We start from the raw sequence: 25624 nt of genomic DNA, 5'->3' as shown, positions 1-25624 counted from the left end.
TTATGTACACGATTTTTTTTGCCATTAAGACACAAAGTTTTGATTTATTTTTTTTGCGAGATGGACTCATTAGACTTTATTCAAATTCTATATTCAAATTCAAATCTTTTATTTTTTTTGAGAATGTTTCGAAATTATATTTTAGAAAAATTGTTTTTTTATCTTCACTTAATTTATAATTTGATTTAGACAAAGATACTTTTTTAATTTTTTTAGCAAATGTGTATTGAAACTCGAAACCCGATTCTTCCATTCCTTTTTTCATCATTTCACCAATTTTCGCAAACTCTTTGTTCATTTTTTCTATATCTTCCTTACTCATCTTCTCTTCTACTTCATTTTCATCCGTTTCCATTTCAACATCTTCCTCTTCATAATCTTCAGCTCGCAAAGTATCCATTTCATGCTCATAAACGGCAGTATCTGAAACTTCTTCATAAATAATTTCTTCTTCTTCAGTGTAAGGCTTCTCAACTACCGATCGTGAAAAACGTTTGCCATCAAATAAAAAAACAACTTCTGTATTCCCTTGTGGTGTAGCAGCATCTAATGCATTCGCTTTTTTTCCAGATAAACTTTTCATTGAAGATAAAGCCGAACCAACATTTCCTACTTCAGCAATCGATTTAAAATCGGTAGTCATTGTATATTTCATTTCACTTTTAGCTTTATTCACATACATTCTAAAAGTATAATTTTTCATAGACTCCATGTTTTTTATCTGTTCTGGAGTCAATGGTTTTCCATCAAGTACACGTTTAGCCAAAACATCTTTAATATCAAAAACGGTATCCATATCTTTTTCCGTATCTTCTGTCAACTCTTTTGTCATTTCATTAGATTTATCTAAATCCTTAGATAGCGCAATCATTTTGGACATGTCGACACTATAGGTCAATTTTCCAGAACCATCTTCATTAAATAGTATTTGTTCTGAAATTGAACAGCTAATTAGAGAAAAACTGACTAGTATGGCTAAACTAAATTTTTTCATTTTTGTAAGTTTAATTTTTTCAAAGATACAATTTAGAAATTATTCTCCTAAAAAATTCGGACTTTGAAACTATATTTCTATTAACTATCTTTGCAAGCTTAAAAACAAAAAGATATGCAACTTTCCGAACAAGAAATCATTAGAAGAGAGAAATTACAAGCCTTAAGAAATTTAGGCATCAATCCTTATCCTGCAGATTTATATCCTGTAAAACACACTTCAAAAAAAATAAAGGAAAATTTTGAAGAAGGAAAAAAGGTAGTAATTGCTGGAAGATTAATGAGTGTTAGAGATCAGGGAAAAGCTGCATTTGCTGAAATACAGGACAGTGAAGGCAGAATTCAAGTGTATTTTAACAGAGATAATATTTGTCCAGACGAAGACAAAACACAATATAATCAAGTATTTAAAAAGCTAACCGATTTGGGAGATTTCCTTGGAATTGAAGGAGAATTATTTACAACTCAAGTAGGTGCAAAATGTGTAAAAGTTGAAAAATTCACTTTCTTAAGCAAAACATTACGTCCACTACCCTTACCTAAAACAGATGAGGAAGGAAAAGTATACGATGCTTTTAACGATGCCGAATTAAGATACAGAATGCGATATGTAGATTTAGTAGTAAATCCGCAAGTGAAAGAAGTATTTGTAAAAAGAACAAAACTATTTTCGGCCATGCGAACTTTTTTCAATGAAAGTGGCTACATGGAAGTAGAAACACCTGTTTTACAAGCCATTCCTGGTGGTGCCGCTGCACGTCCTTTTATTACACACCACAACAGTTTAGACATTCCATTGTACATGAGAATTGCCAATGAGTTGTATCTGAAAAGATTAATTGTAGGTGGATTTGATGGTGTATATGAGTTCTCTAAAAACTTCCGAAATGAAGGAATGGACAGAACCCATAATCCAGAATTTACGGCTATGGAAATTTATGTAGCTTACAAAGACTACAATTGGATGATGGAATTTACCGAAAACCTTTTAGAGTATTGTGCCACAAAAGTAAATGATACTCCAGAAACAACTTTTGGAGAACATAAAATTAGTTTCAAAGCACCTTACAAAAGAGTTACAATGACGCAATCGATCATTGATTTTACAGGTTTTGACATCTCTGGAAAAACAGAAGCTGAATTGTTTGAAGCTGCAAAAGGAATGGGCATCGATGTTGATGAAACCATGGGCAAAGGAAAATTAATTGATGAAATTTTTGGAGCTAAATGTGAAGGCAATTACATTCAACCTACTTTCATAACGGATTATCCTAAAGAAATGAGTCCGCTATGTAAAGAACACCGTGATAATCCAGATTTAACCGAGCGATTTGAATTAATGGTTTGTGGAAAAGAAATTGCAAATGCCTACTCGGAATTAAACGACCCAATTGACCAAAGAGAACGTTTTGAAGCTCAAATGAAATTGGCTGAAAAAGGAGATGATGAAGCGAATGGTATTATTGATGAAGATTTCTTAAGAGCTTTAGAATACGGAATGCCTCCTACTTCCGGATTAGGAATTGGTATGGACAGGTTAATTATGTTTTTAACCAATAACGCGTCTATTCAGGAAGTTTTATTTTTCCCACAAATGCGTCCAGAGAAAAAAGTAACGTACGAGTTAACCGAAGATGAAAAATTCATTGTTTCTTTGTTAGAGAAAGAAAACAATCAACCTATAGCTATTTTAAAAGAAAAAGCAGCCTTAAGCGGCAAAAAATGGGATGCTGCCATGAAAGGTTTAGCCAAACATGGTTTAACAAAAGTTGTAGTTGATGGGGACAATAAATTAGTCGTACTAGTTTAAAAACTAACACATCATGAAACTAAAAACCTCGAAACAATTAAGTTTCGAGGTTTTTTTTATTTGAAGTATTTTAAGTTATGTCTTAAAATCTCAAGCCGAACATTAAACCGTCTTTAGCCACTCCGCCTTGAAAACTTCTCACATAATCTACACGGAAAATTTTTAGTTTACCAAAACCAATTCGGTCAAATCCGACAGTCATTTCTTGATAAGGCTTATTTTGTGGCGCAGCTAATTGATGAAAACCACCTACTAAATTCCAACCTAATTGATTTAATACTGGAATTTTATTCATAAAATATCCATTATCATTATAATTTACATGTGTTTCAAAATACTGATCATTTGTAGATTGAGTATAATAAGGCAATAAATTAAAACTGTTATTATATTGTCCGTCTATTCTAACATGTGTTTGATTGCCATTAAAATGTTTAAAATCTGCAAAAGAAATGTTATCGGCATTGAAAAATTTTCCAACTTTCATATTCAATTGTAAATCACCTTTATTCGCTAATGTTTTATTGTAATTTAAACGAGCTTCTACAAAATCATATTCATATCCTTTTGAAGTTGCTAAAAAGGCTTTCGTATAAGTTAAACCAAGTGTTGGATATTTTCCTTCATTAATATTTAACTTTCCATCTGGTCTTGTGATGTATTTCTGACCAAAAACGATTCTCGAACTCAAACTAAACTTAGTTAAATGATGCTCATCAAAAGCAGCAATAGCATCAGATAACGGATTTAACGGATTATTTGAACTGTATACATCACTAGTTTTATTGATAGCAAAATCAGTAGTATTAAACAGCGGTTTTCTGTTTTCATAAGCTAAATTTGCATTTAAAAAGAACCCATTAAAAACTTCTCTTCCAGATGCAATTTCAATAAATTCTTTTTCATACAATTTCATGAAATTATTTTTAAAAACTAATGAACTTACCGAGTTTTCTATACCAGATATAGGCTCTGAGCTATTAAATTGATTGACTTTATTTCCTCCAGTTAAACGAATGTAAGCATCATTTGTATTATTGAATTTATGATAAAACGAAGCGGTTGGTCTTATTCTTTCATCTGAAAATCCGTATTGAAAATCTGTTGCAATGGAAGTATATTTTCTTTTTTCTTCATTAAATTTTGTATAAGAAAATCCAGAACCTATATGATAACCTTGAACCGTATTAAAATTAAAAGCAGCCAAATTAAACAAACCTTGATAGTTAAATCTGGATTTTTTAAAGCTGTTTTTAAACGTATATCCTGTTATAATTTTTGAGATTTTAAACTTGTTTGAAACGACATCAACAGAATCTAAATACACTTGTGAATTTCTAACTTTATAAACACTATCTTTTTTAATATAGTTCGTAGTTTCTTCGTCTGTTAATGGTACAGGGCGATTCTCAGACCAATAGGAATCTTCTTTTTTGTTAGATTTTTCAGCAAACGTAACCAACTCACTTCCAAACGTTTTTTTGTCGAAACTGTCCACAAAATTATAATTACTAAATACATGAGTAAATTTTCCGTTAAATTTCATCATAAAAATTCCAGCCTTAAAATCTAAAGATTGTAAATTTTTGATCCAAATTTTAGTGTCTGGATTATAATTAAAATTCTGAGTCAATTTAAGCGTCTCTAAAAATTCACTTTGTGCTCTATAGCCTTTAATATCTAAATCTGTAGCATAAATAGCAAAAGAATCGTCTACAATGTATATGTACCCTTCAAAAACAGGTTCTTTATCTCGCTTAGGTGTAACTTTTATTTTATAAACAAAATTATTATAACCATCTGTAAAAGAATCTTCTATTTTGTATTTATAATAATTAAAAGCATTGGAAGCAATGGGAGAAATCATAGGGATTCCAAAATTTATCGTATTCTGATAAAAATCGTAATTGGTACTTAAAGCTGTATTGAAACTAAATCCATTATCGTTACCAGCTACTTTACTTGCAAGAATTTCTTCTTTTATGTTGTTTGGTTTTTCGAACTTAATTTTGGAAACGGTTTCCGATTGGTAAATAATTCCAGCACCAGTAGAATCAAGATTTCCTTCTAAATCTCCAATCTCCACACCCATAAATTTTTTCGGAATATCTTTTACTCTAAAAATTCCTCTTGAGTAAAAATCGGCCTCATATTTATCGGTTTTATCCGTGTTTTTTTTACGATTGGCAATGGCACTTCTTATAATTGCATTCGCAGGATTTTCACCATTTTTAACCACTACTTCTTCAATTGAATATTCTTCATCTGATAAAGTAGCGTTTATAACTGCTGGGAAAGCGTTAATTTCTTTACTAATGGTTTGCGTTTTGTATCCTAAAATTTTAAAAACTAAGGTATAAGTTCCTGTTTTTTTTACGGTTAGTTCGTATTCTCCATTTTCATTGGTTGAAGTTCCATTGTAGGTTTTTTCAATTGTTACACTTGCATAAGGCAAGGCATTTCCTTTTGAATCTGTAACTTTTCCTCTAATTTGTGCGAATGAAAAGTGAGAAATTAGGGCTAGGGCGAATAATACTTTTAATTTCATATTTGGCTTTTATTTAAATTTATTCTGATAAGTAGTAAGATTAGCTTTTTTGTTACATCAAATAATTTGCTGAAAAATTATTTCATTAGTTCTACAGAACCGGATGTATTTTCAGAAATTTTAACTTTTTCCAGTTTCCCATAATATTTTACAGAGGCACTTGTTGAAGCAGTTGCATCTAAACTTTTTAAAGGCAACACAACCACTTGAGAAGATGTACTTGCTAATACTTGAATGGAATTCGAATTCAATTCCTTTGCATCACAATCTGACGAACTAGAAGCGTCAATTGCTAGATTATTTGTTTTCCCTTTAAGCATTACACTTGCGCTACTACTTAAATTTACTGCAATATCATCTGTAGCCATTGTTAAGGCAATGTTTGAACTTGATGAAGCATCAACAAAAATGGAATTACATGTAACCGTTCCTGAAAAATCCGAACTAGTAGTTGTATTAATTTTCAACAAACTTACATTCAAATTTCCTTTTATAGAAAAAGTTGCAGAAGTGCTCAAAGAAATGGTTCCAATACCTCTATTGGATACAGATACCAATAATTTACTTGTATCGATAGTATTTAAATTTGAATCGTTTTCAATATAAATTTTGAGTATATTATTTTTAGCTTCAATTTTTAAATATTTCATGAACTCTTTTTCCCAGGTGACTTCAATGGCTTGTGTGGCACTTTGAGAATACACCACATTTACACTTCCAGAAGCTCTTATCGCTGTAAAGTTGCCAACTGTTCTGCTTTCTTTAACTTGTCCGAATGCTGCAGAAATTAAAGTAAAAAACACAATAACAAACCCGTTGATTTTTTTCATTTTAATATTTTTTTTTAAGATTTTAGTGTAATGTATGATGAAATTTAAAAAATGGTAAACGTTATAAAAAACTTTGAATTCCTAAGACATAACTTTCTAAGCCAAAACCTATGATAACCCCTTTTGCATTTGGTGAAATATAGGACTGATGACGAAATGTTTCTCTTGAAAAAGTGTTGGAAATATGGACTTCTATTACCGGTGTAGTGATCGCTTTTATACAATCGCCAATAGCTACAGAAGTATGTGTATATGCACCAGCATTTAAAATAATACCTTCATATGAAAAACCAACTTCTTGTAATTTATTGATAATTTCACCCTCAATATTCGATTGAAAATAATCCAATTGAACTGATGGAAATTTTGAAGTTAGTTCTTTAAAAAAAGAATCAAAATCTTGGTTGCCGTAAATTGACGTTTCACGTTGCCCCAATAAATTCAAATTCGGACCATTTAAAAGTAATAATCGCATTATTTACCGTCTTTATCTACTACAATTTTATTTTCTCTGTTTGCTAATTCCCACGCCAAAGTAAAAGCTAATTTAACACGCAGGGTTAACAAATCATATTCAATCTTATCAGCTGTGTCATTCGGACCATGGTAATCTTCATGCACGCCATTGAAAAAGAAAATAGAAGGCACTCCTTTTTTAGCAAAGTTGTAGTGATCAGAACGGAAATAAAACTGATTCGGATCATTTCTAGCATTAAAAGTATAATCTAAATTTAATCCCACATATTTGGCATTCATTTGTTCATTAATAGCATGTAATTCAGAACTTAATCTATCAGATCCAATTACATAAATATATTTTCCGTTTTCTTTGTGCGTACCAATAGTATCTCTACGTCCAACCATATCAATATTTATATCGGCTACTGTATTTTTTAATGGAAATAACGGATTTTCAGAGTAATATCTAGAACCATGTAAACCATGTTCCTCGCCAGTTACATGTAAAAAAAGTATTGATCGTTTTGGCGCAAAACCTTCCTTTTTGGCTTCCATAAACGCTTTAGCAATTTCGATTAACGAAACCGTTCCCGAACCATCATCATCAGCTCCATTAAAAACTTCCCCGTTTTTCATACCAACATGGTCGTAATGTGCAGATATTACTAGTACTTCTTCTGGTTTTTCGGCACCTGGAATAAAAGCCCAAATATTTTCAGAATCTCCTAATTTCGGAGAAAATCCTTTTTTCATAAATTCAGAAGGCACTTTCTGATAATAATCTGTAGAACCTGGAGGATTTTTTATTCCTAATGCTTTATATTGTTCTATAATGTATAACCCAGCTTTTTTCTGTCCGGGTTCTCCTGTATTTCTTCCTTCCATTTCATCAGAAGCAATTACATGAAGATTTTTAGACAAGCTGGCTTCATTGATTGTGTTCATGTATTTTGTTGGGTCTACAACTTTACTTTCACGAACAGAAACAATATTTTTTTTGGTAGAACAACTAAGTAAAAACAAAGATGCTGCAAATAGATAGAATGACTTTTTCATTTGTAAGGATTTATTACCATACAAATCTAATTAAAAAAGTTAATACAAATAAAATTTATGAAATTTTTATAGCGAAGAAATAAAAAATGGCAAGCGACCTACATCGCACCGCTACAACCACATACCTTTGCTGCGTTCCCACCCTGGAGGATTTTGTAGGAGCTGGTCGTGTAGGACTTGCCGATGCAAATATACAATCTTTTATTATTTTTACAAATCAAAAAATTAGTTTAAAATAAATTGTAATATTGTAGTATTAATTATTAGGAAAATGAAAAAAATTAACTTACTTATAATCACATCTTTAAGTGTTTTTTTATACAATTGTGGCACTAAAGAAAATTTATTTTCAATTGCTTCAAAAGACTTAAAATTGATTTATAAACCTAGTGAAAGTGTAAATTTACGTATTGAAAACACAGAAAACATAGCTATTGATTCTGTGGTTTACTCTTCAAATGATGAAAAATTAGGTACAGCTGTGGCGAACAAAACCTTTGTTTATAAATTAGATAAATTACCTTTTGGCAATCATAACATTAAAGCTATTGTTCATTTTGAAGGCAAAGAAATGGCTTGTGAAGTCTTTTTTGATTTAGTTTCTAACATTACTCCAAAATTATATGAAACTAAAGATTACACTATTTTAAACACTTATTCTCATGATGTTAATGCTTATACACAAGGTTTAGAGTTTTATAATGGAATTTTATTAGAAGGAACAGGGCAAAATGGCGAATCAACGCTAAGAAAAACCGATTACAAATCGGGAAAAGTTTCCAAATCTGTTTCATTGTCTCCAGACTATTTTGGTGAAGGAATTACTGTTTACAACAACAAGATTTATCAGCTAACATGGCAAAATAAAGTAGGATTCATTTATAATGCGGAAACTTTAGCTCAAGAAAAAACGTTTAATTATTTTGCTGAAATTGAAGGCTGGGGTTTAACACACAACGACAAGCATTTGATTATGAGCGACGGAACTAGTAAAATTTATTTTCTAAATCCAAACACTCAAAAAATGGAACGCTCTATAAATGTATTTACTGACACTAATGCTATTCCAGAATTGAATGAATTAGAATGGATTGATGGAAAAATATGGGCTAACGTATATTTAAAAGATGTTATCGTTATTATTAATCCAGAAAATGGTGCTGTGGAAGCTGCTATTGATTTTTCAGCCTTAAAAACGAAAAACGCCAGAACATTACTTGATGGTGAAGTTTTGAACGGAATCGCTTACAACCCTGTATCAAAAACAGTATTTTTAACTGGGAAAAATTGGGACAAAATGTTCGAAATTAAATTGAAGTAAAATATTAAAATTCAATCACTACAACAATAAGAAAATTAAGAGAAACGAGATATAAATCACTTCGTATCTCTCAAAAACCAACTACTATGAAAAAAATCATCATCGCATCAGTTTTACTAGTATTTAGTATACAATTACATTCACAAAATAAAAAGAAAAAAATGAATACGATTCAACCGCCTAAAGCGAAAATAATTCCAAAAAAATTAGAAAAACACGGAGATGTAAGAACCGATAATTACTATTGGTTAAATGAAAGAGAAAATCCGGAAGTAATTGATTATTTGAATAAAGAAAACGAATATTACCAACAATCAACAGCGCACACCAAACCCTTACAAGACGATTTGTTTTTAGAAATGAAAGCAAGAATTAAGGAAGACGACAGTTCGGTTCCTTATTTTTACAACGAATATTGGTACATCACACGTTTTGAAACTGGTAAAGATTATCCCATTTACGCCAGAAAAAAAGGAAGTCTAGACGCCAAAGAAGAAATTTTATTCGATTGTAATGAAATGGCAAAAGGACAAGCCTATTTCAATTTAAGTGGAATGAGCGTAAGCGGCGATAATAAATTAGTAGCTTTCGGTTTAGATTTAGTTTCAAGAAGACAATACACCATTCAGATTAAAAATTTAGAAACTGGAGAAATTCTTCCAGATAAAATTGAAAACACTACTGGTGGTTCTAGCTGGTCAACAGACAATAAAACTTTGTTCTACACAGGAAAAGACGCGCAAACTTTACGTTCTGACAAAATTTTCAAACACAAATTAGGCACAAATGCCTCTGAAGATGTTTTAGTTTTCCACGAAAAAGACGATACATACAACACATTTGTGTACAAAGAAAAATCGAAAAAATACATCATCATTGGTTCTGGAAGTACGCTTACTACAGAATATCAAATATTAGAAGCAGATAATCCTGATGGAAAATTCAGAGTCTTTCAACCTAGAACAAGAGGTTTAGAATACTCTATTTCTTTCTATAAAGATAAATTCTATATTTTAACGAATGCAGATAAGGCAACCAATTTCAAATTGATGACGACGCCTGAAAACGCAACGGCTAAAGAAAATTGGACCGATTTAATTCCACACAGAAAAGAAGTTTTACTTGAAGGGATTGAAATTTTCAAAAATTATTTAGTGGTTGAAGAACGTTCTAACGGATTAAACAAAATTCAAATTAAACCTTGGGATGGTTCGGGCGACTATTACTTGCCTTTTAAAAGTGAAACTTACACTTGTTTTACAACTTCCAACGTTGATTTTGATACTGATATTTTACGTTACGGCTACCAATCTATGGCAACTCCTTCGTCTGTGATTGATTTCAATATGAAAACTAAAGAAAAAACCATCTTAAAAGAACAAGCCGTTTTAGGTGGAACATTCGATAAAAACAACTACATCGAAGAAAGAATTTGGGCTACCGCAACAGACGGCACGAAAATTCCAATGAGTATGGTGTACAGAAAAGGCATGAAAAAAGATGGAAAAAACCCACTTTTACAATATGCTTACGGTTCTTATGGTTCGTCTATGGATCCTTATTTTTCAAGCACACGTTTGAGTTTAATGGACAGAGGTTTTATCTATGTAATCGCACACATTCGCGGTGGTGAAGATTTAGGAAGAGAATGGTACGAAAACGGAAAATTATTAAAAAAGAAAAATACATTTACCGATTTTATCGATTGCAGTAAATTCTTAATCGCAGAAAAATATACCTCAGCCGAACATTTATATGCGGAAGGTGGTTCTGCAGGTGGTTTATTAATGGGTGCGATTGTAAACATGGCTCCAGAATTATACAACGGTGTAATCGCTCAAGTTCCTTTTGTAGATGTAATCACTACAATGTTAGACGATACTATTCCGTTAACTACTGGAGAATATGACGAATGGGGAAATCCGAACGATAAAAAATATTACGATTACATGTTGTCTTATTCGCCATATGATCAGGTGAAAGCACAAGATTACCCAAACATGTATGTGTCGACAGGATTACACGACAGTCAAGTGCAATATTTCGAACCAGCTAAATGGGTTGCGAAATTAAGAGTGATGAAAACGAACAACAAACAATTATTTTTAGATACGAATATGGAAGCCGGTCACGGTGGTGCCTCTGGACGTTTTGAAGCGTTAAAAGAATTGGCTAAAGAATTTGCGTTTTTATTCGATTTAGAAGGAATTAAAAAATAAAGTATTGAATTTTGAAACACATAGGCACATAGAATTATTTTAATTTTTAGTCATTTCATTTAAAATAGTAAACATAGTTATAAAGACAATTTTAAGCGAAGCGACTCCATACAATTTTAAAAAAACTATGTGCTTATGTGTTTAAAAATAAATTAAGTTCATAGCTAATAAATTGAAGTAAAGTCTTTCCAATAAAAATATACACCACACTTATGTAAACTATTTTAAGCGAAGCGACTCCTTACAATTTTAAAGAAACTATGTGCCTATGTGTTTAAAACAAAAAAGATGAAAAACGAAATCAAGGCCCACAATTCTGTTTTAGAGTTAGTTGGGAACACACCCATAATTAAGCTAAATAAAATTGCCGTCGGATTAACCGGAAACTTTTACGCTAAAGTAGAAGCTTTCAATCCCGGACATTCGGCTAAAGACCGTATTGCGTTACATATTATCAACAGTGCAGAAGAAAAAGGCATTTTAAAACCTGGGGCAACTATCGTAGAAACTACTTCTGGAAACACCGGTTTTAGTTTGGCCATGATTAGCATTATCAAAGGCTACAAATGTATTTTAGCGGTTAGCGATAAAAGTTCACCTGATAAAATAGACATGCTGAAAAGTATGGGTGCAAAAGTATATGTTTGTCCAGCAAGTGTAGCAGCAGACGACCCAAGAAGTTATTATGAAGTAGCCAAAAGAGTACACGAAGAAACACCCAATTCCATTTACATCAATCAGTATTTTAATGCGTTGAATATTGATGCGCATTATTGCAGTACAGGTAAAGAAATTTGGGAGCAAACTAACGGATTAGTCACTCACGTGGTAGTGTGCAGCGGAACGGGTGGCACCATTTCAGGTATTGGAAAATACTTAAAAGAAAAAAATCCTGCGATTAAAATTTTAGGTGTAGATGCTTACGGATCTGTGTTAAAAAAATACCACGAAACCAAAGAATTTGACGAAAAAGAAATTTACTCGTACAAAATTGAAGGTTTGGGTAAGAACTTAATTCCAACCGCAACCGATTTTGACATTATCGACCAATATGTAAAAGTTACAGATAAAGAAAGTGCCATTATGGCCAGAGAAATTTCTAGAACGGAAGGTTTGTTTGTAGGTTATACTTCTGGTGCAGCCTTTCAAGCGGTGAAACAATATGCAGAAATGGGTGCTTTTGACGCAAACAGCAACGTAGTTGTAGTATTTCCAGACCACGGCTCGCGTTATATGAGTAAAATTTACAGCGACGAATGGATGCAAGAACAAGGTTTTTTAGACTCCGAAAACATAGATGAATCGTTGAAAATAGAAATCATAAAATAATATTTTTTAAAATTTCATTACACTAAATCCTCTCTTTATAACATAAGTGAGGATTTTTTTGTGAGAATTTTCTATATTTACTGAAAAAACTAAACTTTTATTACAAAATGAAATTATTTAAATTAACTCTTGGTTGCTTCTTATTATTTATGGTTACAAGTTGTGTGACTAGTTTACCTATAAATCAACAATTTTACAACACAAAAAAAGTAGGTGTAATTTTACAAGTAGATGAAATCGGAATGGCTAAAGCGGGTGGACAAGGCTTGTTAGATATGGCTTTAACACCTGGTAATAAATTTACAGAACCCTTAAAAAGTATCGAGCCAAAATTAAAATTAAATGAAAAAATTAAGGCCGAAATAACTTCTATTCTAAAATCTAAAAATAAAGAATTTGTATTTATAGACCAGAAATTTGATTACCAAACACTTGAGAAATTCGATAAACCAAAATCTGATAAAAAATTTAATAAAAAGGATTTTAGAAAATTTAAAACTACAAATAATGTGGATGAAATTTTATATGTGAAAGTAAAACATGGAATATTAGTAACGTATCAAGGCGTAATTGAAATAAATAAACAAGGTTATGTAAGCATAGGAACCGAAATTATAGATTTAACTGACAATTCGCTGCTACTACAAGATAATTTTCAAACAGCTGCTAAAATTGATGGAAATTGGAAAAAAGGAGAAGATTTTTCAAACCTTTCCTATTCTATTCAAAATGCAATTAATTCTTCCATAACAATTTTGAAAACTAAATTCTAAATACATGAAAAAATTTGCATTTATCCTAACGCTACTATCTGCAAGCGTGTTCGGTCAAACTTTCGAAGGCAAAATATTTTATAATACTACGTATGAAAGTAAACTCCCAAATATGTCAAGTGAACAATTTACTGTAATGATGGGAAACAATCAAGAATATTTAACCAAAAACGGAAATTATAAATCTATTACAAATGGTAAGTTCTTACAATGGCAACTTTACTCTAAAGCAGACCGTAAACTTTATACTAAAATGGCTAATTCTGAAATTATTTTTTGGAATGATGTTTCTATAAATGCAGATGAAGTAGTAAAAATTGAAATAAATAAAGCAGTGACTAAAGTTTTGGGGTACACTTGTGATGAAGTAGTTTTAACTTGCAAAAGTGGCATTCAAAAATACTATTTCAATACAGCATTTGGAGTAGACATTAGCTTATTTGAAGAACATCTTTACGGAAATTGGTACAATTATTTAAAAGAAGCTAAAGCATTTCCTTTAAAATCAATTATAGAAAATGCTCAATTTACACTTGTCAGCACGGCAACAGAAATTAAAGAGATGAAACTTGACGATAAAGAATTTCAACTTCCAGAAAATAGTAAGACCGAAAAAAGTACTTTTTAATAAAATGATATCAAAAAGCGATCGAATTTAACTCGGTCGCTTTTTTTTAGACTAAAACTGTAATGCTCGTCAACTTTAAACAATTGATATCGCAACTTAAAAAAAATATAATCGTTTAAAATTCTTTACTAAAAAGCAAACAAGTCTAATTAAAACCACTATTCAGATTTGTGATCCTAACCAAAAACAAGTTAACTTTACTTGAAAACCTTAGTCAAAATATTAACTTTTTGTCATTTCATAACACATTATCTCTAGTTCATGACAAAAATTTACTTTTTTTGTTAAAATATTCATATATTTGAATATCAACTATTTATTAAAAATACCTACTGATAAATACGTTAAAAAGATGAAGCTTAATCCCAAATAAGCGATTTCATCACTCTATATAGGGTTGCCCATTTAGAAAAAAAACACAAAAGAGTTAAACAAGTACAAAATGCTGTGTATACAGTTCTCTTTTATATTCATGAAAATTTAAGTCAACTATAAAAACAATCCAAAATGAAAAAAAACACAAAACCAGTTGCATTACTGTTATTAGGCTTTGGCTTAACCACAGTACAAGCACAACAAGCACCCAACACCTCTGGTGGTGATGCTTCAGGAAGCGGTGGTAGCGTAGCTTACACCGTTGGTCAAGTAGGTTACACCACACAAACAGGAACAACGGGTTCTGTAGCGCAAGGTGTACAACAACCCTTTGAAATATCTATTGTATTGGGAATAGAAGAAAATCAAATAAGTTTGAATATGCAGGCTTATCCTAATCCAACTTCCAATTATTTAACACTAAATATTGGAGATTTTGACCGTACTAATTTAAGTTTTCAATTATTTGACATAACAGGTAAATTAATTGAAACCAATAAAATTACAAAGTCGATTGAGACCATCCGCATGGAAAATTTATCTAGTGGCAGTTATTTTTTAAAAGTAACCCGAAACAATAAAGAAGTAAAAACATTCAAACTTATTAAAAATTAAAAATATTAGAATATGAAAAAAATTTATTTTGCAGTAATAGGTTTACTTATATCAGCTAGCGCATTAGCACAAGCCCCACAAAAAATGAGTTACCAAGCAGTAATTCGCAACAGTAGTAGTGCTTTAGTGACGTCAACACCAGTGGGCATGAGAATAAGTATTTTACAAGGTAGCGCTACTGGAACCGTAGTTTATGAAGAAACTCAAGCAGCAAGTACCAATGCGAATGGTCTAGTAAGTGTAGAAATAGGAACAGGGACAGCAGTAACTGGTACATTCTCTGGTATTAATTGGGCAACAGGACCTTATTTTATAAAAACAGAAACCGACCCAACGGGAGGAACAACCTATAGTATAACAGGTACAAGTGAACTAATGAGTGTACCTTATGCTCTATTTAGTGCCAATGGCACACCAGGGCCAGCGGGACCTCAAGGACCGGCGGGAACAAACGGAATCAATGGTGCAGTTGGACCAGCAGGACCTCAAGGACCTCAAGGACCAGCAGGACCAACGGGAACACAAGGAACACAAGGAGCTATTGGTGCAACTGGACCGATGGGACCGCAAGGACCAGCAGGAACAAATGGACTTGATGGCGCGACTGGACCAATGGGACCGCAAGGGCCGCAAGGAATACCGGGGGCTAATGGTGCTACTGGACCTACAGGACCTGCAGGAATGAATGGTATCGATGGAGCTCCAGGACCTCAAGGACCAATAGGACCTCAAGGACCAGCGGGAACAAACGGACTTGATGGAGCAACTGGACCAACAGGACCACAAGGACCAACAGGTGCTACAGGACCAATTGGTGCTACAGGACCTCAAGGACCAGCAGGTTTAACAGGTGCTACTGGACCAACAGGACCTCAAGGACCAGCTGGTGCTACAGGACCTGCAGGACCAGTAGCAGGTGCTGATACACAAATTATATACAATAATGCTGGAGTAGCTGGCGCTAGTGCCAATAACACATGGAACAATGGTACAAGTACGCACACAGTTACAGGAACGTCTGTAACAACTAATGAACGTGTGACAGCTTTGGCTGGTGTGGGTAGCCGTGTTGTATTAACTGATGCTGCAGGAAATTTATCTGCTGGAGCTGCTGGAGCTGTTACTGGTACAGGTACAAATAACTTCATGACTAAATGGACAAATGGTCCAGGCTCTGTTATTGGTAATTCATTATTTCAAGACAATGGTACAAGTACTTCTGTTGGTCTTGCAACACCATCTATTATTTACCAATTATATACATACCGCCAGCAATTAACTGCTAACGGAGATGGTCAACATTCATTATTTGGATACCGTACACGCGACTCACAAAACGATGGTACAGCTTATTCTCAAATAGCTGCTAACTCTGCAACTGCTGGTTACAACTTCTGGGGTGATGTGTACACATTTGGTGTAGCAGGTTGGAATTATAATGACTATTCTCGTTGTGGTGGTACATTTGGTGCTGAAGTAAATGGTACTTATTGGGGTTCTCTTGGATACCGTAGTAGTGGTTTATTAAACTATGGTGTATACGGTTCTGCTGCTTACGCAAGTGGTGGTGGATATTTACCTACTTCTGAATTAACAGGTGTTGGTGGTGGTTTCTTCGGAGCGATGATTGGTTCGGTTACAAAAGGTCGTGTTATCGGACAATTGAACTCAGGTGACTTATTTGCTTCATACAACTCAGGAAACACTTATACAACTGGAAAAAATGTAGAATTAGTTGGCGCTGAAGGGGCTCCAAAAACTGCAGTTTACGCAGTAACAAGTATCGATGCGACTATTTATTCTAAAGGAAATGCTCAATTGGTAAACGGTGAAGCATACATCGCATTTGATGCTAACTATAAAGCTTTATTGGGTGAAAATCCAGTAGTAACAGTATCACCAAATGGAAACTGTAATGGTGTTTACATCGCTTCAGTAGACAAAAACGGATTCACCGTTCGTGAAATGAATAATGGAAACAGTACTGTGGCGCTTTCTTGGATTGCTGTAGGTGATCGTATTGATAACCGTATGGAAGAAGCTACAAAAATGGTTTCTGATCCTTCTTTCAACCGTAATATCCAACAAGTATTATTTGATGATGGAAACAAAGATGCTAACGGAAAAGCTATATGGTGGGATGGAACAAATATCCAGTTCGGAACTCTTCCAGCTCACATGGCGAAAGTAAACCGCAAATAATTCAATATTTATTCAATTAAATTGAGGATTCTAAGTATATTAGAGTCCTCATTTTTTTATATGAAAAACCTCATCGTTATTTTTATTTTTTGTTGTTCATCCCTACTTGCTCAAAAGAGTAAGGATTCGATAACAATGCAATTGTTTAAAAAAGTAATTTATACTTTAGCCAATGATAGCATGAAAGGCCGAGCTTCAGGTTCACCGGAAGCCATCAAATCTCTTAAATTTATCAATAAACAATTCCAATTGCTGACTCACAAAAAGCTTAACCAACAAATTTTTGTGGCACAATTAAACGATTCTACTCAAATTCAAGGTGTAAATGGTTATTATTTCATCAATAATAAAGCTAAAAAAACCATTATTGTGGGTGCACATTATGATCATATCGGTTTGGGTGGTCCCTTATCTATGAGTAAAAAATCTGATGTAGTTCACAATGGCGCGGATGATAATGCATCGGGTGTTGCATTACTTTTAGGGATGTCGGAATTTCTCATCAAACCACAAAAAGAAACGGTAAATTATCTTATAGTATTTTATGCGGCACATGAAATCGGATTGTTTGGCTCGGAAGCCTTTGCGAAATTGATTGAGCAGAAAAAACATCAATTCAAATCGATAAGCGGTGTAGTCAACTTCGACATGGTAGGCAGAATGGCTGATGATCAAAAAAAAATAAAATGTATGACTTCACCAATTTTCAATTCTATCTTAAAAGAAATTGATACACAACCCTTCGGATTTTCCTTAAATATAACCGATGAAGACAAACTCTCTCAATTAGACACTAAAGTTTTTTATAACAAAAATGTTCCTTGTATCAATTTTACGACAGGCATACATAACGATTACCATGCTACCACAGATGATCCAGATTATATTAACTATAACGGAATGCTTACTATTTATAATTACCTATCTGTACTTGTTCCAAAATTAGGAAATACTGCTAACTAACATCAGAAGAAAATTTGCTGATCAATAATAAAAATAAAAGCGACCTGTTAAAATTAGGTCGCTTTTTAATTATAATTTATAATTGATGTTCAAACTCCATCTCGACTTAGCTTCCACTAAACCGTTTAACAAATTCTGATGTATTGGCACTTGTACTGTAGTTCCAAAAGACCATTTTTTATAGCCTAGTTCAAATCCAAACTTACTAAAAACTACATCACCGCTAGTATTTTTCACTTCCTGATTGAATTGCGAATTACTTTCATATACTTCTCCCGAAATTCCAACCTGTGGAGCAAAAGCCAAAAGTTCATTTTCTAACAAATAAAAAAGCGTAGAAGCATAATTAAACTGATTCCCAAATTGATAGTACTTTTCATTTTGGTTTTTTACAATGTAATTCACCATATTGTTCCAACCCAATTTATTTTTCTTCAATACATATTCAGTAGTGAATAACACATCCCAACTTCCTGTTCCCAATTGAAAACTAGGATTTATACTTCCAGAATTAGTTTCTTTATATTCACCTGTTGGAAGTTTCACTCCTACACCAGCTTGTATGTTATGCTGAAATGAATTTGAAATGGTGTCGACTTTAGTTTTACAAACTGTCGCTAATGCTAAAACCGTTATATCGCCCAGACCACGAATCGATTTTTTACCTGTAGTTGTTTCTCTATCATGATAATTATAAGGCACAAAAGCAGAAATTTGAAAACCTTTATACACCGGAATTCGAGCCCAAACTTGCACCGTATTAAAATTTTCTTCTAACCAAGGCGAATTGGTATACAATCCGTCATTAGAACGGTATTGCTGATTGAAATAACGCATGCCAATAAAGTTAGAATTTAGCATCGAAGCAAAACCCATACTTCCACCACTAGCTCCACAACCGCAACCATCACAAAAATAAGTTGGCACCGCTGCATTTTGTTTCTTTCCAAAATAATACGGACTTTCCATAACCGACTTAAGTGGAAAAGGATTTGATGCTTTTGGTTTTTCATTTGCAAAACTTACTGCAACTATAAAAAACACAATTAGTATATTTTTCATTTTTTACATTTTAATATTCTGAAAACTTTGGATTGTTCAAAAACTCGTTATCCGTTAAGGTTTTCAAAAAGGCAATTAATTTTGCCTTTTCCTGACTAGTTAATGGAATTCCTAACGTTCCATTATTAGTTAAACTAGGATCTAAAGTGGCTGAGTTCACCATTCCAGAAGAATAATGATTTAAAACAGCTTCTAATGTATAGAATCTACCATCATGCATATATGGAGCTGTTTTTTCAATATTTCGCAAACTTGGGACTTTAAATTTATATTTGTCACTTTCTATTTGAGTTACATTATAACGTCCTAAGTCATTAATCTGAATATTTATAGGTAAGCCATTATTTCTAAAACTGTTATCCGTAAACAAATCGGTGGCATGACACGATGCACACTTCTGATTAAAAATAGCATACCCTTCCATTTCTGTTGTAGTTAAAGAAACGTTATTCTCATTTCTTCTGTACTGATCGAATTTAGAATTACTTGAAGTAAGAAGCGCTAAAAACTGCCCTAATGCTTTAAGCATGTGTTCGGTATCTATAGGCTTTCCGGGAAATGCTTGTTGAAATAATTTTCTGTAAGCCGGATCAGCAGAAAGCGATGCTAAAATCGTATTGAAATTTCCATTCATTTCGATATGATTTGAAATAGGAAGAATTGACAATAAATTTAAATCATTAGTTGCACCATCCCACATGTATACATCTTGAAAGGCCATGTTTTGAATAGGTGGTGCGTTTCGTGTTCCAATGTTATCACCGACACCATGACTAAAAGAATGTCCATGATGCGTAAAAGCATCGCGTTGAATATGACAAAAACCACACGATATGATTCCGTCAGAAGACAATCTGCCATCATAAAATAACTTTTTTCCTAACTCGAAACCTTTTTGAGTTAAAGGATTATTTTCAAAATTAAATGTAGTATTGGGAAAATTAGCTGGTTTTTCAAACACTATTGGCAAATTTTCATATTCTTCTTCCTCGTCTTTTGAACAACTTAATAAAGTGGTAAAAAAAACAAAAAACAGGCAATACTTACAAATAATCTTAACTTCTAAGTTAAAATTCATGTTAGTTCTTATTAATCGTTGTGTACGTGATGTACTTCAAACATTTCAGAAAGATTCTGAGTAATTAAAGATACTTTTGGTCCACCATGAATACCTGCGCCTTCAGACAAATTAATGGTATTCGTTCCGTCTAATACTTTAGACAAATCAGCCATTACATGAATTTGTGGAGTAATTGAACTTCTTACTAAAGCTTTATCGCCTGTTGGAAAACTTAAGTTAATTGTGGTGTAATTATAACTTTGAGAAGTACGTCCTGTATGTGCTTGAAAATTTGTTGGAGTTGCATTAGTTGGAGTTGTAAATGTACCTTCTAATACAAGAAAACGATAACCTGCTGTCCAACCCCACTCCATTCCTGCTTGTTGTGCTTGCGCCCAAAAGTTACCTTGTCCCGTTACTCCTAATTCCCATTGTGCTTGATCTACACCGATTCCAAAAGATATGGCAGCATAATCACCAGCTGGAATGTTAGGCAAGGTAACAACAGTTGAAGCAGCAGTAGCTTCGTCAATGATAAAATAACTTTCACTTTTTGGAACTGTGTAAGTAGAACCATCTGTTTTAGTTAAAACAATATTACTAACAATATATTTTGCTTTATCCACTTGTATTACTTCTCCGTTTGAATTTGTATAATTTGTAGCAAATGCCAAATTTGCTCCACCATACGTATTATCAAATTCAACTTTTAAAGCACCTTTTTCATCAGCAGCAACTGCAGGTGTATCGTCATTATTACAAGATGTCAATGCGAAAGCCATAGCTATTACAGCTACTATATTTTTTATTTGAAATTTCATTTTTTTATTAATTAAAGTGTATGTAAAATGTGTTCGAAAAGCGTGCTTTTCAAATATTTTGGACATAAAAAGTCCATTCAAATCTTTATTAGAATTGAAAACAATTTACGATTAAGAAACAATTTAGGAATGAAACTGTTCTCTTATTCTTGAAACTTTAAGAAATACTTGTGGGTGGATGAAAAATCTGAGAACTATTTAAGTGAAAATAGTTATTGAAATAATAAGTAGGTGTTTGAGTGCAAACAAAATGTACTTTTTTAGATTCCAATTGAAATGATTCTTTATAAAAAAGAATTTCAATTTCTTGTTTGCTTACTTGTTTTTTATCTTTTGTAGGAGAAGAGTCTTCAGTAGCTGCTTTCGCTAATTCTTTTTTAAGATGACATTTACCGTTACATTCTAGTTCAGGTTGGTCTTTGTTTTCGCAGAGCTCATTCGCAATGTACTTATAATTAACCCAATAATCTAAAAAAGGCAAAATAGGCCTTGCCAACAATAAAAAGGTTACTATAATTGCGATTTTTTTCACCCTGTAAAGATAATAAATTTTACATTCTTAGTTAAACCTTATACAATAATATTTGTCAAATACTAAACTTTAAAATTGATATTATGAAAAATGTTGTAAAAAAATTAGTTGTGGCTGTGGCGTTAGTATTTTCAATTGGAATTTCGGCTCAGGAAAGAAAAGAAAAGATTAAAAATGCTACTCCAGAAGAAAGAATAGCAATAAGAACCGATAAACTTACAGAAGAATTAGGCTTAGATGAAAACCAGAAAAAGAAAGTTAGCGAAATACTTGTTTCACAACAAAAAGAAAACCAAGCTTTAAGAGAAGACATTAAAAAGGAAAAAGAAAAAGTTCGTGCCGAAGCAATTGAGGCAATGAAAAAACAACAAGCAACTTTAAAAGCAAAAATGAAAACGGTACTTACAGAAGAACAATTTAAAAAATGGGAAGCCTTACAAAACGAAAATAAAGAAAAAATTAAAAAAGTTAGAAAGGCAAAAAAAGAGAAAAAAGATAAATAATTGATAAAAAGGCTTTAATATTAAAAATATTTTTTATTTTTGAAGAAACTATTAAACAAATTACAATGAAAAATTTATTAGGTGCTCTTGTATTATTCTTAGCTTTCTCAATGAATGCTAGTGCACAAGAGAAGTTTAGAAAAGTTGACGAAAAAGTTGAGGCTAAAACTAATTTAGAAGCGCTTTCGCAAGTTATTCAATTGGATGCAAAATTAAGTCAAGATTTAATTGGCTTATTTGAATACAAATACAGAACTTTAAATGAAAACTTATCTGCTGAAAGAAAGGCTGAATTAACTAGAATAATCGAATTAAAGTTAAGAGCAACACTTACACCAGATCAGATGTTAAGTATTGAAAAGAAAGAAGGCTTGCTGAAAAAGCTAACCAACTAAAATAAAAAAATTCCCATCTAATTGATGGGAATTTTTTTTAACCTATTTTCTATAAAACTTTTGCTACTTCGTCAATACATTTTATGGTATAATCTAAATCTTCATACGTTAATGCATCGGTTATAAACCAAGTTTCATATGCAGAAGGTGCAATGTATATGCCGCGTTTTAACAACTCGTGAAAGAATTTTTTAAAAGTTTCGTTATCACCATTTTTAGCTGTTTCAAAATCGTACACTTCGTTTTTATCAAAATGTACAGAAATCATTGATCCTACTCTATTTATAGTAAATTCGATATTATTTTTGGATAAAACTTCATGAATACCTTTTTCTAGGTAAGCTGTTTTTTCATCTAAACGTGTAAAAATTTCTGAACTTGCATTTAATTCTAGTAACATTTGGTAACCTGCTGCCATTGCAAGTGGATTTCCAGATAAAGTTCCTGCTTGATATACAGGACCTAGTGGCGACAACATGTTCATAATTTCATTTCTAGCAGCAAAAGCACCAACAGGTAAACCTCCACCTATTACTTTTCCAAAACAAACAATATCAGCATTTACATTGTATAATTCTTGAACTCCACCTTTAGCTAAGCGAAATCCAGTCATTACTTCATCAAAAACTAACACTGCGCCATTTTCTTCACAAAGTTGTTTTAAACCCGCTAAAAAACCTTCTTTTGGAGGAATACAACCCATATTTCCTGCAACAGGCTCTACGATAATTGCAGCAATTTCATTTTTATTCGCTTCAAAAAGACCTTTTACATTTTCTAGATCGTTGTATTTTGCTAAAAGTGTATCTTTTGCAGTTCCAACAGTAACTCCAGGGCTATTTGGCACACCAAAAGTACTTAAACCACTTCCAGCTGCAATTAAAAACGAATCGGAATGCCCATGATAACAACCAGAAAACTTGATAATTTTATCGCGCTTAGTATAGCCACGTGCCAAACGAATGGCACTCATACAAGCTTCAGTTCCCGAATTTACAAATCGGATCTTATCAATATTAGGAACCATTGAAATGGCTAATGCCGCAATTTTAGTTTCTAATTCTGTTGGTGTTCCGAATGATGTTCCTTTTTTAGCTTTTTCAACAATAGCATTTACAACAGGTTCATGAGCGTGACCCAAAATCATTGGCCCCCACGAGTTGATGTAATCGATATACCTGTTTCCATCTTCATCAAATAAATAAGCTCCTTTAGCTTCTTTTATAAAAATAGGAAAACCTCCAACACCTTTAAATGCTCTTACTGGTGAATTCACACCACCAGGAATTACTTCATTAGCTTCAACAAATAACTGACTACTTCTTTGATATAACATTATTTCTTTACTTTTAATTTTTGACCAATTGATATTCCAGAATCTAGAATATTATTTAAACTTTTTAACTCCTCTACAGTTAAATTATACTTTTTTGATAAGGAATACAAAGTATCTCCTTGTTGTACAATATGTTCTCCATCAACTGAAGTAACAACTTTCGGCTTAGGCACAAAATTTCTTCCTAAAACTTCATTATCAATTTTATACAATTCGTAGCGTTCAATAATCCCAATTAATTTTGTAGGATATAAAACATCGGTTGCATAACCTGCTTGCTTTAAACCATTGGCCCATGCTTCGTAATCGCCTTTATCTAACTTAAACAAATTTTCATATCGTTTTCTTGTTGATAAAAAAGTAGAATGATCTTTATAAGATTCAGCTGGATCTTTATACTTTCTAAAACATTCTTGTGCTGCATCATCATCGTATTTTACAGATTCGCCAGTCCAACCCGTATGACATTTAATTCCGAAATGATTATTGGCTTCCTTGGCCAACTGACCAAAACCAGCACCCGATTCTAAAATTCCCTGAGCCATTGTTATACTTGCCGGAACACCATGAACTTTCATGTTATTTTTAGCTGTTTCTTTAAAATCCTCAATATATTTTTTAACATCTTCGGTTGTTGCTTTTACCTTAGAAGTCGCCACTAATACTTCACTACCTGTTGCTTTAGTTTCTTTTGTAGGATTTTCTTTTGGAGAATTCTCTTTAGCAGTAGGAGCAGTTTTAACAGGATACCTTTTAGTAACCGGATAACTCTTAGTACTTGTGGTTTTTTTTGTTGTTCTTATTTTAGTACTTCCGCAACTCACTAAAAGAAGCGAAATCAATACTATTACAATTTTCTTCATCATATTATAAGCGTCGTTTTTCCTTTTTTCTCTAAAGCCTTATTCATACCAACTATACCTTGCAAACCACCAGTATGAATGGCAAGTATTTTAGAATTGGCAGGGAAATAATTATTATGTATTAAATCTAGAATACCAAACATCATTTTTCCAGTATAAACAGGATCTAATGGAATTTGTTGTTCCAAGTAAAATTTATTTATAAAATGAATCAACTCATCTGTTACTTTTCCATAACCTCCAAAATGATAATTGCAATTTATTAACCAATTTTCTTTATTTGCAAATTTAGCAATATCCTTTTGTAAAAAATCACCTTTTAGTGAAGAAAATCCAATAATTTTATGTTTATTTTTAGAACCATTAATTATTCCCGAAATTGTACCACCTGTTCCTACAGCTGAACAAATATGAGTGTACTCTAAATCTAAATTGCTTACAATTTCTTCGCAACCTTTTACAGCTAATGAATTGGTCCCTCCTTCTGGCAATAGGTAAAAATCACCAAATTTTTCCTTTAATTCTGCTATAAAACTTTTAGTTTCTTTAAGCCGATAAGTCGTTCTTGAAACAAAGTCGAACTTCATTCCTAGTTGTTCTGCCAATTTTAAAGTTGGATTTTCCGAAATCTTACCAGAAAGTTCTTCGCCTCTTATTATTCCAATTGTTTCAAATCCAAATTCTTTTCCTGCACCAGCTACTGCCAAAATATGATTAGAAAATGCACCTCCAAAAGTTAAGATCTTTTTTTTACTTAGATTTTTTGCCTCTTCAATATTATATTTTAATTTCCTAAATTTATTTCCCGATATTATAGGATGTAACTCATCTTCTCTTTTTATAGATAAAGAAATGTTATTGGGAAATTCTTGATTGATGATTTGAATTCTTGCCATAAAAAAAACCCGAACAAGAATAACTTATTCGGGTT

The 25624-nt window shown here is 32.5% G+C and carries 23 protein-coding genes and 1 other RNA gene; 11 read left to right on the top strand and 13 right to left on the bottom strand.

Annotated elements, in window-relative coordinates; all coding sequences use genetic code 11:
* Window positions 1-76: 76 nt before the first annotated feature.
* On the bottom strand, window positions 77-994 hold the full coding sequence (locus G4D72_RS01915; RefSeq protein WP_166075898.1) for a hypothetical protein: 918 nt from the start codon (window positions 992-994) through the stop codon (window positions 77-79).
* Between the two features lie 114 nt (window positions 995-1108).
* On the opposite strand from G4D72_RS01915, the gene lysS reads away from it, so the two are divergent.
* Complete coding sequence (gene lysS / locus G4D72_RS01910) at window positions 1109-2803, top strand: lysine--tRNA ligase (protein ID WP_166075897.1); 1695 nt, start codon at window positions 1109-1111, stop codon at window positions 2801-2803.
* Window positions 2804-2885: 82 nt separating this feature from the next.
* On the opposite strand, the gene G4D72_RS01905 is transcribed toward lysS, so the two are convergent.
* The 5 genes from G4D72_RS01905 to ffs form a co-directional block, all read right to left on the bottom strand.
* Complete coding sequence (locus G4D72_RS01905) at window positions 2886-5351, bottom strand: DUF5686 and carboxypeptidase regulatory-like domain-containing protein (protein ID WP_166075896.1); 2466 nt, start codon at window positions 5349-5351, stop codon at window positions 2886-2888.
* A 77-nt stretch (window positions 5352-5428) separates the two neighbouring features.
* Window positions 5429-6181, bottom strand: a complete 753-nt coding sequence (locus G4D72_RS01900; RefSeq protein WP_166075895.1) for a head GIN domain-containing protein — start codon at window positions 6179-6181, stop codon at window positions 5429-5431.
* 61 nt (window positions 6182-6242) lie between these two features.
* Entirely contained in the window at window positions 6243-6656 is a 414-nt protein-coding gene (locus G4D72_RS01895) for a type II 3-dehydroquinate dehydratase (protein ID WP_166075894.1), read from the bottom strand.
* Window positions 6656-7696, bottom strand: a complete 1041-nt coding sequence (locus G4D72_RS01890; RefSeq protein WP_166075893.1) for a M28 family metallopeptidase — start codon at window positions 7694-7696, stop codon at window positions 6656-6658. Before G4D72_RS01890 ends, G4D72_RS01895 begins: the two co-directional genes overlap by 1 nt.
* A gap of 85 nt (window positions 7697-7781) precedes the next feature.
* An RNA gene (ffs, locus tag G4D72_RS01885) (signal recognition particle sRNA small type) lies at window positions 7782-7879 on the bottom strand.
* 88 nt (window positions 7880-7967) lie between these two features.
* Here ffs and G4D72_RS01880 point away from each other — a divergent pair.
* The 8 genes from G4D72_RS01880 (at window position 7968) to G4D72_RS01845 (ending at window position 18121) form a co-directional block, all read left to right on the top strand.
* Window positions 7968-9017 carry a glutaminyl-peptide cyclotransferase gene (locus G4D72_RS01880; RefSeq protein WP_166075892.1) on the top strand — a complete coding sequence of 350 codons (1050 nt, stop codon included), beginning with the start codon at window positions 7968-7970 and terminating at the stop codon, window positions 9015-9017.
* Window positions 9018-9178: 161 nt separating this feature from the next.
* The gene (locus G4D72_RS01875; RefSeq protein ID WP_394367563.1) at window positions 9179-11236 is read left to right on the top strand and encodes a S9 family peptidase; all 2058 of its coding nucleotides are present in this window, start codon (window positions 9179-9181) and stop codon (window positions 11234-11236) included.
* Between the two features lie 288 nt (window positions 11237-11524).
* The gene (locus G4D72_RS01870; protein WP_166075890.1) at window positions 11525-12565 is read left to right on the top strand and encodes a PLP-dependent cysteine synthase family protein; all 1041 of its coding nucleotides are present in this window, start codon (window positions 11525-11527) and stop codon (window positions 12563-12565) included.
* A gap of 107 nt (window positions 12566-12672) precedes the next feature.
* Complete coding sequence (locus G4D72_RS01865) at window positions 12673-13338, top strand: hypothetical protein (protein WP_166075889.1); 666 nt, start codon at window positions 12673-12675, stop codon at window positions 13336-13338.
* A 4-nt stretch (window positions 13339-13342) separates the two neighbouring features.
* The gene (locus G4D72_RS01860; protein WP_166075888.1) at window positions 13343-13966 is read left to right on the top strand and encodes a hypothetical protein; all 624 of its coding nucleotides are present in this window, start codon (window positions 13343-13345) and stop codon (window positions 13964-13966) included.
* Between the two features lie 507 nt (window positions 13967-14473).
* Window positions 14474-14956 carry a T9SS type A sorting domain-containing protein gene (locus G4D72_RS01855; RefSeq protein WP_166075886.1) on the top strand — a complete coding sequence of 161 codons (483 nt, stop codon included), beginning with the start codon at window positions 14474-14476 and terminating at the stop codon, window positions 14954-14956.
* Between the two features lie 12 nt (window positions 14957-14968).
* Window positions 14969-17158: a collagen-like protein gene (locus G4D72_RS13450; protein WP_207784835.1), complete on the top strand. Its 2190-nt coding sequence runs from the start codon at window positions 14969-14971 to the stop codon at window positions 17156-17158.
* A 135-nt stretch (window positions 17159-17293) separates the two neighbouring features.
* Window positions 17294-18121 carry a M28 family peptidase gene (locus G4D72_RS01845; protein WP_166075884.1) on the top strand — a complete coding sequence of 276 codons (828 nt, stop codon included), beginning with the start codon at window positions 17294-17296 and terminating at the stop codon, window positions 18119-18121.
* 69 nt (window positions 18122-18190) lie between these two features.
* Here G4D72_RS01845 and G4D72_RS01840 read toward each other — a convergent pair whose 3' ends face one another.
* The 4 genes from G4D72_RS01840 to G4D72_RS01825 all read right to left on the bottom strand — a co-directional run bounded on the left by G4D72_RS01840 (window position 18191) and on the right by G4D72_RS01825 (window position 21596).
* On the bottom strand, window positions 18191-19183 hold the full coding sequence (locus tag G4D72_RS01840; RefSeq protein ID WP_166075883.1) for a transporter family protein: 993 nt from the start codon (window positions 19181-19183) through the stop codon (window positions 18191-18193).
* Window positions 19184-19193: 10 nt separating this feature from the next.
* Window positions 19194-20261 carry a cytochrome-c peroxidase gene (locus G4D72_RS01835; RefSeq protein ID WP_166075882.1) on the bottom strand — a complete coding sequence of 356 codons (1068 nt, stop codon included), beginning with the start codon at window positions 20259-20261 and terminating at the stop codon, window positions 19194-19196.
* Window positions 20262-20272: 11 nt separating this feature from the next.
* Window positions 20273-21064 carry an MbnP family protein gene (locus tag G4D72_RS01830; RefSeq protein ID WP_166075881.1) on the bottom strand — a complete coding sequence of 264 codons (792 nt, stop codon included), beginning with the start codon at window positions 21062-21064 and terminating at the stop codon, window positions 20273-20275.
* Between the two features lie 157 nt (window positions 21065-21221).
* Window positions 21222-21596, bottom strand: a complete 375-nt coding sequence (locus G4D72_RS01825) for a hypothetical protein (RefSeq protein ID WP_166075880.1) — start codon at window positions 21594-21596, stop codon at window positions 21222-21224.
* 83 nt (window positions 21597-21679) lie between these two features.
* On the opposite strand from G4D72_RS01825, the gene G4D72_RS01820 reads away from it, so the two are divergent.
* Both G4D72_RS01820 and G4D72_RS01815 read left to right on the top strand, forming a co-directional pair.
* The gene (locus G4D72_RS01820) at window positions 21680-22099 is read left to right on the top strand and encodes a hypothetical protein (protein WP_166075879.1); all 420 of its coding nucleotides are present in this window, start codon (window positions 21680-21682) and stop codon (window positions 22097-22099) included.
* Window positions 22100-22164: 65 nt separating this feature from the next.
* Window positions 22165-22494 carry a hypothetical protein gene (locus G4D72_RS01815; RefSeq protein ID WP_166075878.1) on the top strand — a complete coding sequence of 110 codons (330 nt, stop codon included), beginning with the start codon at window positions 22165-22167 and terminating at the stop codon, window positions 22492-22494.
* A gap of 49 nt (window positions 22495-22543) precedes the next feature.
* On the opposite strand, the gene hemL is transcribed toward G4D72_RS01815, so the two are convergent.
* Genes hemL through G4D72_RS01800 form a run of 3 tightly spaced genes read right to left on the bottom strand, consistent with a single transcriptional unit; the run spans window position 22544 to window position 25589 of the window.
* Window positions 22544-23830: a glutamate-1-semialdehyde 2,1-aminomutase gene (gene hemL, locus G4D72_RS01810; protein WP_166075877.1), complete on the bottom strand. Its 1287-nt coding sequence runs from the start codon at window positions 23828-23830 to the stop codon at window positions 22544-22546.
* Window positions 23830-24696, bottom strand: coding sequence for a glucosaminidase domain-containing protein (locus G4D72_RS01805; RefSeq protein WP_166075876.1), 867 nt, complete (start codon window positions 24694-24696; stop codon window positions 23830-23832). The genes hemL and G4D72_RS01805 overlap by 1 nt, the downstream gene beginning before the upstream one ends.
* A complete protein-coding gene (locus G4D72_RS01800; protein ID WP_166075875.1) occupies window positions 24693-25589 on the bottom strand; it encodes a 1-aminocyclopropane-1-carboxylate deaminase/D-cysteine desulfhydrase in 897 nt (298 codons plus the stop codon). Before G4D72_RS01800 ends, G4D72_RS01805 begins: the two co-directional genes overlap by 4 nt.
* Between the last annotated feature and the right edge of the window lie 35 nt (window positions 25590-25624).

The sequence above is a fragment of the Flavobacterium difficile genome (genome assembly GCF_011392115.1).
GTDB classification, from domain to species: Bacteria; Bacteroidota; Bacteroidia; order Flavobacteriales; family Flavobacteriaceae; genus Flavobacterium; species Flavobacterium difficile.
The sequence above is the reverse complement of the archived record's forward strand: the minus strand, read 5'-3'. Positions and strand labels throughout refer to the sequence as shown.

Coding starts and splice junctions, on each gene's coding strand:
- G4D72_RS01915 (WP_166075898.1), bottom strand. CDS start 994: ATGAAAAAATTTAGTTTAGCCATACTAGTCAGTTTTTCTCTAATTAGC.
- lysS (WP_166075897.1), top strand. CDS start 1,109: ATGCAACTTTCCGAACAAGAAATCATTAGAAGAGAGAAATTACAAGCC.
- G4D72_RS01905 (WP_166075896.1), bottom strand. CDS start 5,351: ATGAAATTAAAAGTATTATTCGCCCTAGCCCTAATTTCTCACTTTTCA.
- G4D72_RS01900 (WP_166075895.1), bottom strand. CDS start 6,181: ATGAAAAAAATCAACGGGTTTGTTATTGTGTTTTTTACTTTAATTTCT.
- G4D72_RS01895 (WP_166075894.1), bottom strand. CDS start 6,656: ATGCGATTATTACTTTTAAATGGTCCGAATTTGAATTTATTGGGGCAA.
- G4D72_RS01890 (WP_166075893.1), bottom strand. CDS start 7,696: ATGAAAAAGTCATTCTATCTATTTGCAGCATCTTTGTTTTTACTTAGT.
- G4D72_RS01880 (WP_166075892.1), top strand. CDS start 7,968: ATGAAAAAAATTAACTTACTTATAATCACATCTTTAAGTGTTTTTTTA.
- G4D72_RS01875 (WP_394367563.1), top strand. CDS start 9,179: ATGAATACGATTCAACCGCCTAAAGCGAAAATAATTCCAAAAAAATTA.
- G4D72_RS01870 (WP_166075890.1), top strand. CDS start 11,525: ATGAAAAACGAAATCAAGGCCCACAATTCTGTTTTAGAGTTAGTTGGG.
- G4D72_RS01865 (WP_166075889.1), top strand. CDS start 12,673: ATGAAATTATTTAAATTAACTCTTGGTTGCTTCTTATTATTTATGGTT.
- G4D72_RS01860 (WP_166075888.1), top strand. CDS start 13,343: ATGAAAAAATTTGCATTTATCCTAACGCTACTATCTGCAAGCGTGTTC.
- G4D72_RS01855 (WP_166075886.1), top strand. CDS start 14,474: ATGAAAAAAAACACAAAACCAGTTGCATTACTGTTATTAGGCTTTGGC.
- G4D72_RS13450 (WP_207784835.1), top strand. CDS start 14,969: ATGAAAAAAATTTATTTTGCAGTAATAGGTTTACTTATATCAGCTAGC.
- G4D72_RS01845 (WP_166075884.1), top strand. CDS start 17,294: ATGCAATTGTTTAAAAAAGTAATTTATACTTTAGCCAATGATAGCATG.
- G4D72_RS01840 (WP_166075883.1), bottom strand. CDS start 19,183: ATGAAAAATATACTAATTGTGTTTTTTATAGTTGCAGTAAGTTTTGCA.
- G4D72_RS01835 (WP_166075882.1), bottom strand. CDS start 20,261: ATGAATTTTAACTTAGAAGTTAAGATTATTTGTAAGTATTGCCTGTTT.
- G4D72_RS01830 (WP_166075881.1), bottom strand. CDS start 21,064: ATGAAATTTCAAATAAAAAATATAGTAGCTGTAATAGCTATGGCTTTC.
- G4D72_RS01820 (WP_166075879.1), top strand. CDS start 21,680: ATGAAAAATGTTGTAAAAAAATTAGTTGTGGCTGTGGCGTTAGTATTT.
- G4D72_RS01815 (WP_166075878.1), top strand. CDS start 22,165: ATGAAAAATTTATTAGGTGCTCTTGTATTATTCTTAGCTTTCTCAATG.
- hemL (WP_166075877.1), bottom strand. CDS start 23,830: ATGTTATATCAAAGAAGTAGTCAGTTATTTGTTGAAGCTAATGAAGTA.
- G4D72_RS01805 (WP_166075876.1), bottom strand. CDS start 24,696: ATGATGAAGAAAATTGTAATAGTATTGATTTCGCTTCTTTTAGTGAGT.
- G4D72_RS01800 (WP_166075875.1), bottom strand. CDS start 25,589: ATGGCAAGAATTCAAATCATCAATCAAGAATTTCCCAATAACATTTCT.